Genomic DNA, 12,685 nt, shown 5'->3' on the forward strand with positions numbered 1-12,685 from the left:
GCCCGGCGGCAATTTTCCCGGTTCGTCCAAACAGGTGAATCATCATGACTCCACGCTTCGGCCCCGTTCTGAGCTTGATCGTGCTGCTGCTTTCCGTTGCAGCCCATCCTGCGGGGGCTGCCACGGCTCGGCCCAAGGTGCAAAGCCTGCATCCGACCACGGTCAAGCTGGTTGGCGTGCACGGACCGATTGGCTTCGACGACATCCGCTACCTTTCGCGACTGCGGCGGATCGTGGTACCCGCCGGACGCACCGGCAAACTGGTGCTGATCAATCCGGCCAACGGCAAACAGCGGGTAATCCCCGTGCTCAAACCGGTCGCCGCGCATCCGGGCAGTGGCGACCTCGGCACCACCTCGGTGGCCTACGCCGACGGCTACTTCATTGCCAGCGACCACCAGGACCAACAACTGGTCGTGGTCAACGCACGCACTGGCGCCGTCGTCGATCGGGTGCCACTGGCCGCAGGCCCGGACTATGTCCGCAATGTGGCGCCACTGCACGAAATCTGGGTCAGTGAACCGCGCGCTGCCCAGATTCAGCGATTCGCCATACACACCGGCCCGCACACGCTGACCCTGTCGCCCGTCGGCATGGTCGCCGTTCCCAAAGGCCCCGAATCCCTGATCATCGATGCCACCAACAATCGCGCCTACACCAACCAGTGGCGCGGGAAGACGGTTGCAATCAACCTGCGATCAGGCCGCATCGTGGCCCAATATGCCAACACCTGCCATGGCGCCAGTGGCTTGGCACTGGCGGCGAAACGGGGGCTGCTGTTTGTCGGCTGCAAGGAAGGCCGGGTCGTCGCCTTGGACCTGGATCACCAAGGCAAGATCGTGGCCAGTGCGCCGACCGGACATGGCGTGGACATCATCGCCTGGAACCCCGTGCTTGCACAGTTGGCCGTTCCAGCTTGGGGCAGTGCAAACTTGACGGTACTCGGCCTCGGTGCGGATGACCGTCTCTCGGTGCTGGCCCGCGGGCCAGCCGAGCACGGCTCACATTGCGTTGCCGTGGCCCCGACGACCGGCGCGATCTACGTGTGCGATCCGCATCAGGGCACGCTGCTGCGTTACCACATCCGAAACTAATCGCCTGGTTTTCAACTATCTAATAAGTGCCAAGCTCATGTGTGCGAAGAAAGCCGTGATCATGGTGATGGATTCCTTTGGCATCGGTGCTACTGAAGATGCATTTCGATACGGTGACGAAGGGGCTGATACGTTGGGCCACATCGTTGAATGCGCTCATGCGGGGCGTGCGGAAGGATTGATGAATGGCCGCCACGGCGATCTTAGGCTGCCTTGTCTCGACTCCATGGGTCTATCAAAGGCAGCATGCCTGAGTCGAGGTGGACGCTGTTTAGCGTCATCCCTGAGCTCGGAAAAAAAGCTGATGGGAGCGTATGGTTATGCGGTACCGCGGAGCGTTCCCAAGGACAGCACTGCGGGCCATTGGGAGATTGCTGGGCTGCCAACGCTCGTCGATTGGGGTTACTTATGTACGCAAGGAGAAAAAACGTTCCCCAAAGCTCTGACTGAAGCACTGATTCAACAAGGCGGATTGCCTGGGTTGATCGAATGTGGCCATGCTTCCGGGACCGAAGTAATCAAGCAGTTTGGCGAAGAACACATCAAAACTGGTAAACCAATTGCATATACTTCGGCAGATAGTGTTTTCCAAATAGCTGCGCATGAGGATACTTTTGGCTTGGATCGGCTGTATGAATTGTGTGGAATCGCCCGCAAGCTGGTTGACAGATACCAGATAGCACGTGTTATTGCACGACCTTTTGTTGGCACTTTGGCTGAAGATTTCAGTAGAACACATAATCGAAGAGATTTCTCAATGCCGCCAAACGATGAGACGTTGCTCGATGCTTTATCTACGAGCGGTGTGCAAGTGATTGGCATCGGCAAGATATCGGATCTTTTTGCGGGGCAAGGCATAAGTAATTCAATAGATTCCACAGAATTAGATTTGGTGGTGGATGCGGTTATAGAGAACTTGAGTCGGGTGAACGATACATCACTAATATTTGCAAATCTAACCGATTTTGATTCCAAATATGGCCATCGCCGCGACGTTATTGGTTACGCCACTGAATTGGAGCGTTTCGACCGGCGCCTGCCTGAAATCATCAATGCTCTAGGTAAGAATGATATTTTAATCATAACGGGCGACCATGGCTGTGATCCGACGTATAAGGGCACTGATCATACTCGCGAACACGTCCCTGTTCTAGTTGCAGGCAATGGGGTTGCCAATCGTTGCATGGGCCAGTTTGCATCATTCACTGAAATTGGCAAGTTGGCGGCAGTTCATTTGGGTATGACAGCCCGAGATTTGGATAAATTCTTCGAGATGAAATGAAATGAGTGTTGATGACAAGAGGCAGTATCATACAGGCCTTGAACGTTCTCAGATCGGCAATGCAGAGTTTGCCATACTACCGGGGGATCCCGGTAGGGTTCCGGAACTTGCCAAAGCGCTTGACAAGAATGCCAGAGCAATTCACATGCATCGGGAATACAATTCGTGGATGGTGATCGTTGATAGTGTTCCGGTTTTGGTATGCTCAACTGGCATCGGTGGCCCGTCTACCGCGATTGCGGTTGAGGAATTAGCGCAACTTGGCGTCAAGAATTTCATTAGGGTCGGCACGACTGGATCAATACAAAAGGATATTGAATTCGGTGACATTGTGATCAGCTTGGCGGCAGTTCGCCTAGACGGGGCATCGACACATTATGCGCCCATTGAATACCCTGCCGTGGCTTCGCTGTGGCTAACGAATGCCTTAGTTAACGCAGCTGAGAAATTGAAAATCCCCTTTCATGTCGGAATTACAGCGTCATCGGATACATTTTGGCCAGGACAAGAGAGGTATGACAACTATTCAGGTTACGTGTTACGCCGATTCCAAGGCTCTGTTGAGGAGTGGCGTAAGCTAAATGTCACTAATTTCGAGATGGAAGCAGCAACCCTGTTTACAATGTGCAGTGCCTTCGGGCTTTCAGCGGCATGCCTCTGTGGTGTGATTGCGAAGAGAACGGAGTCAGAAGAGGTAAATCTTGAAGCTTACGCGGTGGCGTTTAGTCGGTTGGCAAAAATTATTAGAGGTGCAATCATAAATCATCCTGATTACCCATAAGTCGCATCCGCAGTTGGCAGCTGCTACGGCAGCGGCGAGGTGTGGGTGCGGCATTGATCAGGCGCGGAATCAGCTCCTCAAGCGTGATGCGGTGATTGAAGCGGTCTCTTTGGGGGACTGCCGTTGCTCGTAGCAGAACTCGTAGAGGTAGCAATGCAGGTATTTCGGCTTGAGCGCGTGGCAGGTGCCATACAAGGCATCCTTGACGCCGCCGAGCGCGGTGTGGACTCGTTTGGAGGTGGGCTCCGCTGGCGGGGTTGCCAACAGAAACCAGACACCGTTCGTCTTACCCGACTGCGCCGCCGCCTGCTGGCCTCACATCAACCGGAACACGGCCACCCGTTTACCGGAATATGCAATGATCATTGCGCCATCGCGATTGCGCTTTGCGTTTAGCGTGTTGGCGTAATCTCCACGGAAGCCCGATCCGCGTATGAAAACCACCAAGCTGCGCCTCGTCGTCATGAACTTCCTGGAGTTCTTTGTCTGGGGATCCTGGCTGACTACCCTCGGTGCGTACTGGTTTCTCACCAAACACTGGTCGGCCAGCGATTTCGGTGCGGTGTTCTCAACCATGGGCATCGCCTCGCTGTTCATGCCCTCGCTGATGGGCATCGTCGCCGACAAGTGGATCAACGCCGAACGCCTGTACGGCATCTTGCATCTGCTCGGTGCCTGCATGCTGTTCGTGGTGCCGCTAATCGACAATCCCACGACGTTGTTCTGGGTGATGCTGCTCAATGTGTGCTTCTACATGCCGACCATCTCCTTGTCGATCACGGTGTCCTACAACGCGCTGAAGAACGATGGTGCGGACGTGGTCAGGGATTTCCCGCCGATTCGCGTGTGGGGCACGATCGGCTTCATCGTCGCCATGTGGACCATCAGCTTGCTGCACATTGAGAAGAGCGCCAGCCAGTTCTACGTGGCCGGCATATCCGCCGTGCTGCTCGGCCTGTACTCGTTTAGCCTGCCGCGTTGCCCGCCTCGCGACGTGCGTCGCGATTCGCTGATCGATGCCTTGGGCCTGCGCGCGTTCAAGTTGCTGAAGAACTACAACATGGCCGTGTTCTTCCTGTTCGCCATGGCGCTGGGGGCCTCGCTGCAGCTGACCAATGCTTATGGTGATACCTTCCTGCACAGCTTCGCCAACGTACCCGCCTATCGCGGCCTGCTCACCGTGCGCTACCCGAACATCGTGCTGTCGATCTCGCAGATGTCGGAAACCGCGTTCATCCTGACCATCCCCTTCTTTCTCAGACGCTTCGGCATCAAGACTGTGATGCTGATGAGCATGTTTGCCTGGGTGCTGCGTTTCGGCCTGTTCGCCTACGGCAACCCCGACGGACTGCTGTGGATGATCGTTCTGTCCAACCTTGTCTACGGCATGGCCTTCGATTTTTTCAACATCTCCGGTTCACTGTTCATCGAAGGACAGGCCGATCCCAGTATCCGCGCCAGCGCGCAGGGACTGTTCATGATGATGACAAATGGCTTCGGCGCAGTGCTCGGCAGCTCGATCAGCGGGCTGCTCATCAGCCGTTACTTCACGCTAGCTGATGGCCAACTCGATTGGCATGGCATCTGGCTGACGTTCGCCGCCTACTCCCTGGTCGTGGCGGTGTTGTTCGCAATCCTGTTCCGCTACAAGCATGTGCGAAATGACCTGGCTAAGACTGTCGACCTTTAAGACATTAGCAAGCTGTCAGAGAGCTCCACGGGTGCGCTGTGATCATAGATGACGCGGATCGTGGAGGCGTGGAATCGATGCGCAGTGTGGACGTGCAGCAGATGGGGATGTTTGCGTATATATCGGTGGAGGATCGGGTACCCCCGAGCGCGATCATCCGATCCGCGAGTTGCGCGTGTTGGTGGACACGATCCGGGCGAATTGGGTGACGTGTGGGCCGCCTATATGGTGGGTGGACGGGGCCATTTCATTTCTTGAGAGGAAGGAGCTTCCTCGACAGTCTGTCAGCTTGGACGCTTGAAAAAAGATTACTGCTCGAAAATAGAAATGGTCAGAGTAGATAAATTCATTTTGATGAGTCAGCTTGTGTAACAAACAACAGTTAAAGGACAAGGCCCGTGACAGCATTACATCTGAACGCGGCAAGCGGTGATATTGCTCCGTTAGTTTTCTTGCTAGGAGATCCGATAAGGGCAAAGAGAATGGCGAGTATGCTTTCTGGAGCGAGAGAAGTTTCAAATATTCGTGCAATGCCATGTTTTACAGGAATGCTGCACAATGGAATGGAAGTTTCTGTGCAGGCAACAGGCATGGGCATACCGTCACTGCTGATCTATGCAAATGAATTAATTGACAGCTATTGTGCAAAAACGTTGATCAGGGTGGGCACATGCGGCACGACAAATGAACATGTGGCTCTGGGTGATTTATTGGTCCCAACCAGTGCGGTGTCAGACTCAGGTATTCTGCCAGCCCCAGCACCCGCTTTTGTCACTCCATCTGCCCATGAGTTGGTTGCAAAAATCTATTCCTGTGCAAAAATGATGACTGATAAAACTCCATCACGTGTTCACAAAGGGAAAGTTTTTTCTACGGATTTGTTTTATAAATGGGATGACAAAGAGATGCTGGACTTTGATAGCGATGTCCTTGGAATAGAGATGGAGTCTGCCGGATTGTTCTGGTTAGGGAACATAAAAAACGTATCGACAGCAGCATTGTTAACAGTCACGGATAAAATAAATGTAAATGAACATTGGCCACCAGCCATGCGTGCAACCGGTGTAGACACAATGCTTGCTATTGCGTTAGAGGTTGCTTCTTCTGTCTAATCAGGTCTTCTATTGGGTGGAGGTCAGATTCAACCATGTCTCGATACCAGAGGCCAATGTTCGTCCTGATTACCCAGATGCTGCAGCCCGTGACATGCGCGGGTCGTAGCGTGCAACCGTCTGCAACGAGCAGTTTGAAGAACCCGTTTTGAATCCACCGCACGCAGTTTGATCAAGTTCGTGGCTCGGCGCGTCGGTAGTTGGCCCCAAGTTCCGCAATTCACACGCTAATTTTGATGAGTTGGGCGTGCGAGGGTCTGTGAAATCAAAGAATTGGCGTGATCGGAAGGGCCGATCACCCAAGTTCGACATGACTTCAGCGTGATTGCGCGCGGTATAGTGCGGGATCAAGGGGTTACCTGATTCGCGTCGAAGTTCAGCAGCAAAGGCCCCTCCCCCGCCGGGAGAGGGGTTGCGGGTGAGGGTTCGGCGGTTCAATCCTCACTATGAATTTGGCAACGCCATGCTCCGTCCCGTCCCCTTGTATGTTTTTGCAGTTGTCGTTGCTGAAGTTGTAGTGGTGCCCGGTGCAGCCGCAGGCCGTCAACCCTCTGCACGCGCTGTGGCACAAGCTGGCGAGCGCCTGGTGCATGGACCCGCTACGACTTTGCTGTAGCACCGATCAGGTTCCTTCATTGGCTTCATAACTGGCGATGGTCACCCTATGGGCTTGGGCATAGCGATGCAAATAGGCCATGAAATGGTCGTAGCTCCTGACCCCTTTGCTCGCGATCCACTCCTGCTTCAACTGCTCAGGACCACTGACCTTGAGCAGCGAAGTGGGGGTGTAAGCATTTTTCTGCACGACGGGGGCCAGATGTCGACCATGGGCATCCGTATGCGCCTTGAGCCAGGCGGGGGTAAGGATATGGCCTGTGGCTCCCGCCTCCCGGCGCAGGAGGAAATGCTCCGTACACTTGCCTATGTTGAAGGCCACGGGTACACGGATGGGCAGTACGGTTGGCGTCAGCGCGAAGTCAGGATGGTTGGTCCAGACCCCTGAGAGCACCGCTGCGCTCTCGTCCCACTGGGACATGGGCGGCAGCCCTAGGGTTGCCTCGATGGTCTTGACGATGTTGACCTGAGAGTAGAGGTGGGTTTCCAAAGCCCCCTTTTTGACCCAGGGACCCATGGCCAGTGCCAAGGTCCGATGCGCATTGATGTGATCCGCCCCCGACTGGGCATCGTCCTCAGTCAGAAAGACCACCATGTGCTTCCATTCCGGGGTGGTGGACAGATAATGGATGAACGTCGCCGTCGCATAGTCATTGTTGGCGACGAAATAATCAGGCGTGTAATAACAAGGAGCCAGTCCCGCAGTGTGGTCATCCGGCAACCAGATGTACACAAAATGCGGGAACTTAGCGCCCGGATGCTTCTTGAGCCAGTCGATGGCCAGCTTGGCGCGGTCGGTGTCAAGAATCATACGATCCCATGATGGATAGCTCTTGGCAACGTGCGACTTGAGGACTGAGCGGATCACCCCATCTCTGGCACGAGTGGTGTCCTCTCCAAAATCCTCGAAACTTACTTGGTTTTGCAGGAGATTATTGAAGAGATAGAGTCGTTCCGGATAGCTGATCCATGGATTAGTGAAGTCGCCCAACTTTTCGTAATAATGGTGGGGATTGTGGGCACCTGGCGCTTGGGGCTTCAAAGAAGCTGATCCGCCGGGTCCGGCATTCCAGAGCAGGCCCCGATTGGAGTAATACTCAGGCCACAGACGCTGAACAACATCAGAGTCGGAGGCACCGTCCACCCATTGATGCCCTTGAGCAGTTACTTCCCCATCAGCCATGAAGTTGACGAAGAGCGCATAGTGATGGGCGAGGCTGTAGAGATTAGGCAGTTCTTTCTGGTTATAGAGATCAAAGTGGGAGTCCGCCCACTTCCCGGCCGCTGAGTAATCTCCGAGATCCTCATCGAAGGACTTGTTCTCCCGCAGGATGAAGACCACATAGCGGATATGTTTTTTAAGAAAGGTGGTAGTTCGGGCATCCTGCGTGTGCCGCGCCGTACGCTGCGCCTGGGTGAATCCATCGTTGTGAAGGGATTCCTGGGTCCACTGAGCGAGATGCCTTGGGAGTTCAGACAGATTCACCTTTTGCAGAACCCCATGCATCATGTTGCCAATATACTGCCACTGCAGGTTGGGACCGGAACCCAGGCCCTTGGCGCAAGTTACATAGAGGGCGCCATCGTTTACTGCCAGTGCTGTGGGATACCAGGCGGTGGGGATCAGTCCCAAACGCTCGCCGGTATGAACGTCGTAAACGGCAACATCATTGTTCCCGGAATTGGCAACGAAGAGTTCGCCGTCGGCGATGGCGAGAGCGTCGGGATAGCTGCCGGGCGGGGCGTTGTGGTAAGGACTATCATCGATGACACGCAAAGGCTGCATCGTCTGGGTATCCACTTCCACGACTTTGTCTACATTGGCGTCGGCGACAAAGACGTCAGGGCTATCGGGCAAGACGGTCATGGCGGTGGGGTGCACTCCGGCCGCAATCGTTGCGGGATCTTCGGCGGGCCCGGTGGCGATGTGACCAATGACGTGGAAGGTGGCGCGGTCCAATACCGTGACGCCATTGCCGCCCCAGTCGCTCACGACGAGTCGCTGTCGCTGATCCGCGAGCATTACCGCAAAGGGATACGCGCCCACATTGACATAATCGGTCTCGCCCGTGGCGATATTGACGCGAGCCAGGCTATTGGACAGCATACCCGTGACGTATAGGTGATGATTCGACGGACCCACCACCACGGAGTCTGGGTAAAAAAGATGCTTCTTTTGGTGATCGCCCTGATACTGGTAGGGATATTGATCCTTGGGAAAAGATTGCCACTGCAGCGTGTACTGATGGAGTACCTGCACCTTGCCATGCACGCCGCGCAGGGCGACGACGTTGTCGGAATCGCCGCCTGTGGCATAGAAGATGCCGTCAGTTCCCGCTGTGAGGCCTTGAAATAAATCACTGTGCGAAAGCAGAGCCGTCGGAATCGGATTCGGATTGCTCTCGACTGCCAACGTGGCTTTGGCCTGCCTGATTTTCAAAGCAGCATTTTCCTTCGGTACATACACAACCCCCGCCGCTCCAGCATGCTCGGGATTCAAGGCGGTGCCATTACCACCCGAAGTAGCCCAGGCCATCGGCTTGGTGGGCGCCACCTTGGCGAAGGCAGCAAGGCGATCTAATCGTTCTAGACTGTTACGACTGTAAAACGTGATCGTTTGGAAGGGGGTCGCGCCATTGGCCAGAACAGCTATGAAGCCACCCTGTGCAGCCACCATGGTGGGGAAATTGGGGGTACCGTTAATTACACCGACCGGCGTCACTATGCGGCCCGTGGGCAAGGTGGCCGTGTAATTTGCTACATTTTGTGAATCAAGTTGAACCGAACTCAAAACATGTCGATTCAGGGGCATGGCCAGAGCCGAAGGTAAGTAGCACAATGATCCTGCAGCTATGGCGCTGGTAACTGCCTTTCTAATCATATTATTCATTGATCTGACTCCTAAAAACGCAGATTGGCCGAAACGAATACCTGAAACTCGCTACAACGCATCCGTCGCAGCAACGAAGACTGCATGTCCATCAGAACGCGTGCTGGCGCGACTTCCTGCCGCTGGTTGCTGAGATTCGAGGCTGATCGGGTCGTCCCTTGGGGACTTCCGTTGATCGTGCGTCAGGTGGCCACTTTTGCGTGGATCGCGATCCCCGGTGCGCATCGATTGGCCGGAACATCGCCCACGGCACGATCGTGTTCAGCGCCACCGGTGGATCACCTAGCGCCTGCAGCTTGCGCGGCCGAATTTCCTGATCGAACAATCCCAGCGGGCGAGCAGTCATCCGGCAACTCCAAGCGGGTCACTGCACTTCGACACCGGCAACGAGCGGAGGTTTCGCAAACTGCTTCGTGCAGCGACGCGACAGGAACCCTCGCGTCTTCTCGCGAACGCGCAAACCCCGCTTTTTTCCGGAACAAGGCGCACATCAGGGCATTCCTGGATTGCGCTTTCCGACCTGCTCGGATTCGATGCAACTGGATTGGCTCAACTCGCTTTGAGTTTGAATGCCACTCCGTTGTCCGCCTAACTATTGGACCTTCGGATCTGCTGGCACCCATGGCTTGCGGCAAGTTTTGCATGAACCAGCCGGCCGGCCGGCCATTTGGGGGTTACTTGAATGCTGACGCCTTTCACCGTCGTCAACACCAAGTCGCAAGCCCGCACAAACTCACCGAAGAGCACGCCTGTATCTGCAGGCAGCGCCGTGTCGAGATAACCTGCCATTCTGCTTTCTATTTTGTAAAGTGCGCTGGCTTCGATCTTGCTTCAATCTCCGGATCGCGCCCACTTGGGCGAATGACTTGGTCTTCGCCCGCCGTGAACCACTGGACCGCTGCCATCGATCCTATTCTCAGTCGTGCGCTGAAGGCGCACGATGCATCCATCGCGGAGCATTGCGATCGCGTCGCGTCGCTGGCCGTCCTGCTCGGGAAGGCTGTCGGTCTTCTGCAGCACGATCTCGCCGTGCTCACTCTGTCCGCGCACCTGCACGATATCGGAAAGATGGACATCCCTGATGCCATCCTGCGCAAAGCGGGGCCGCTGGATGCCATGGAGCGGGCTGTCATGCAGACCCACAGCGTCCGCGGCGAGGGGATCATCCTGGCGCACCGCGATCTTTCCTTTCGCAAGGAAATTGCAACCGTGGTTCGACATCATCATGAGCACTGGAATGGGGGTGGCTATCCCGATGGCCTGCGAACCGGGGCGATCCCTTTGCTCAGTCGAATCTTGTCAGTGATCGACAGCTACGACGCGATGACTTCCCCGCGTCCCTACCATCGGGTCAGAACCCATGCGGCAGCTCTTTCCACGCTCGATGCTGAGCGTGGCGTCAAACACGACCCCGCCCTCCTGGATGCCTTCCTGGCGTGCAGATTCAAGTAGGGGTTGCGCTGTACGCGCTCAGCGCGGTCGCCTGGCGGGTTTGCCCAGCTTCACCGATACCACCACCACGAGCAGCACCAGCAGCAGCGGCAGCAGCATGCCGAGGCCGAACACCAGCACCTCGGGGCTGCGCACGCTGGCCACGGCCACTGGATAGGCCACCGTGGCCAGCAGCAGCAGGGCCTGGGGCAACAGCAGCCGGCGCCAGCGCCAAGCCATGCCCAGCAACAGCAGCATGCCGGCGAGGTAGGCCGGGCCGTGCCACCACGGTGTCCAGCCGATCATGCTGATGCCGAGGAAAAAACCGGCCCATGCCGAGATCACCACCCCGGCGAACAAACCGATCGCCAGATGCGTGGCGGGCGCAGACGAGGGCGTGGTACTCACACCTGCTCGTATCCGCCCATATACGGGCGCAGCACCTCGGGCACGGCGATGCTGCCATCGCCGTTCTGGTAGTTCTCCAGCACCGCGACCAGCGCGCGACCCACGGCTACGCCGGAGCCGTTGAGCGTGTGCACCAGTTCGGGCTTGCCGGTGTCTGGATTGCGCCAGCGCGCCTGCATGCGCCGCGCCTGGAAATCGGTGCAGTTGGAGCAGGAGCTGATCTCGCGATAGGTGTTCTGCGAGGGCAGCCACACTTCCAGGTCGTAGGTCTTGGCGGCGGCGAAGCCCATGTCGCCGGTGCACAGCAGCAGGCGCCGGTAGGGCAGACCGAGTTGTTCCAGCACCACCTCGGCGCAGCGTGTCATGCGCTCGTGCTCGGCGGCGCTGTCGGTCGCGCGCACGATGCTGACCAGCTCGACTTTCTCGAACTGGTGCTGGCGGATCATGCCGCGCAGGTCGCGTCCACCGCTGCCGGCCTCGGCGCGAAAGCACGGCGTATGCGCGACCATGCGCAGCGGCAGCGTGTCAGCCTCGACGATGGACTCGCGCACCAGATTGGTCAGCGCGACTTCGGCGGTGGGGATCAGATAGCGCCGCGTGTCGCCGACCTGTGTCGCGAATAGATCCTCCTCGAACTTGGGCAACTGCCCGGTGCCCTGCATCACCTCGGGGTTGACCAGCAGCGGCACGTTGCATTCGAGGTAGCCGTGCTCGCCGGTGTGCAGATCGAGCATGAACTGCGCCAGCGCGCGGTGCAGGCGCGCGATGCCGCCGCGCAGCACGGTGAAGCGCGCGCCTGACAGTTTCGCGCCAGCCTCGCCATCGAGGCCGCCATCGCGCGCGCCGATCTCGACGTGGTCGCGCACGGCAAAATCAAACCCGCGGGGCGTACCCCAGCGGCGTTGCTCGACATTCGCGGTTTCGTCCTTGCCGTCCGGCACCGAAGCCTCGGGCAGATTGGGGATGCCCAAGGCGATCCCGGCCAGCCGATTCTGGATATTGGTGAGGCGCTGCTCGTTGTCCTTGAGTTGATCGCCCAACCCGGCGACCTCGGCCATCAGCGCCTCGACGCTCTCACCCCTTGCCTTGGCCTGGCCGATGGCCTTGGAGCGCGTGTTGCGCAGGTTCTGCAGCTCCTGCGTGGCGGTCTGCACCTGCTTGCGCTCGACTTCCAATGCGCCCAGCACCGCGGTTTCCAGCGCAAAGCCGCGCCGTGCGAGCTGCGCCGCTGTGGCATCAAGCTGCGCACGCAGCAGTACCGGATCAAGCATGGAATCTCCGAATCAGAACGGTGGCGCCCGCACGGAACACCTTGCGGGTTTCGTCATGCCCGCGCAGGCGAGCATCCAGAAGCGTCCTGCGACTGGCTTCCCGCCCTGCGC

General features: G+C 57.2%; 9 protein-coding genes. 6 read left to right on the forward strand and 3 right to left on the reverse strand.

Going from position 1 to position 12,685, the window contains the following annotated elements:
- Nucleotides 1-44: 44 nt before the first annotated feature.
- The 5 genes from ACYDAT_RS06275 (at nucleotide 45) to ACYDAT_RS06295 (ending at nucleotide 5,959) form a co-directional block, all read left to right on the forward strand.
- On the forward strand, nucleotides 45-1,094 hold the full coding sequence (locus tag ACYDAT_RS06275) for a YncE family protein (protein ID WP_461449051.1): 1,050 nt from the start codon (nucleotides 45-47) through the stop codon (nucleotides 1,092-1,094).
- A gap of 55 nt (nucleotides 1,095-1,149) precedes the next feature.
- On the forward strand, nucleotides 1,150-2,376 hold the full coding sequence (locus ACYDAT_RS06280) for a phosphopentomutase (protein WP_461449053.1): 1,227 nt from the start codon (nucleotides 1,150-1,152) through the stop codon (nucleotides 2,374-2,376).
- Between the two features lies 1 nt (nucleotide 2,377).
- The gene (udp, locus tag ACYDAT_RS06285) at nucleotides 2,378-3,157 is read left to right on the forward strand and encodes a uridine phosphorylase (protein WP_461441592.1); all 780 of its coding nucleotides are present in this window, start codon (nucleotides 2,378-2,380) and stop codon (nucleotides 3,155-3,157) included.
- 433 nt (nucleotides 3,158-3,590) lie between these two features.
- A complete protein-coding gene (locus tag ACYDAT_RS06290) occupies nucleotides 3,591-4,847 on the forward strand; it encodes a nucleoside permease (RefSeq protein WP_461449055.1) in 1,257 nt (418 codons plus the stop codon).
- A 398-nt stretch (nucleotides 4,848-5,245) separates the two neighbouring features.
- On the forward strand, nucleotides 5,246-5,959 hold the full coding sequence (locus ACYDAT_RS06295; RefSeq protein ID WP_461449057.1) for a phosphorylase family protein: 714 nt from the start codon (nucleotides 5,246-5,248) through the stop codon (nucleotides 5,957-5,959).
- Nucleotides 5,960-6,581: 622 nt separating this feature from the next.
- Here the strand turns inward: ACYDAT_RS06295 and ACYDAT_RS06300 are convergent.
- Complete coding sequence (locus tag ACYDAT_RS06300; protein WP_461449059.1) at nucleotides 6,582-9,464, reverse strand: bifunctional YncE family protein/alkaline phosphatase family protein; 2,883 nt, start codon at nucleotides 9,462-9,464, stop codon at nucleotides 6,582-6,584.
- Nucleotides 9,465-10,106: 642 nt separating this feature from the next.
- Between ACYDAT_RS06300 and ACYDAT_RS06305 the strand changes: the two genes are divergently transcribed.
- Nucleotides 10,107-10,916: an HD-GYP domain-containing protein gene (locus tag ACYDAT_RS06305; protein ID WP_461449061.1), complete on the forward strand. Its 810-nt coding sequence runs from the start codon at nucleotides 10,107-10,109 to the stop codon at nucleotides 10,914-10,916.
- 18 nt (nucleotides 10,917-10,934) lie between these two features.
- Here the strand turns inward: ACYDAT_RS06305 and ACYDAT_RS06310 are convergent, their stop codons facing one another.
- Together ACYDAT_RS06310 and serS are read right to left on the reverse strand one after the other, a co-directional pair.
- Nucleotides 10,935-11,303 carry a hypothetical protein gene (locus ACYDAT_RS06310; RefSeq protein ID WP_461441587.1) on the reverse strand — a complete coding sequence of 123 codons (369 nt, stop codon included), beginning with the start codon at nucleotides 11,301-11,303 and terminating at the stop codon, nucleotides 10,935-10,937.
- Nucleotides 11,300-12,574 carry a serine--tRNA ligase gene (serS, locus tag ACYDAT_RS06315; protein ID WP_461449063.1) on the reverse strand — a complete coding sequence of 425 codons (1,275 nt, stop codon included), beginning with the start codon at nucleotides 12,572-12,574 and terminating at the stop codon, nucleotides 11,300-11,302. The genes ACYDAT_RS06310 and serS overlap by 4 nt, the downstream gene beginning before the upstream one ends.
- Nucleotides 12,575-12,685 lie beyond the last annotated feature (111 nt).

The organism is Metallibacterium sp. (assembly GCF_054637675.1).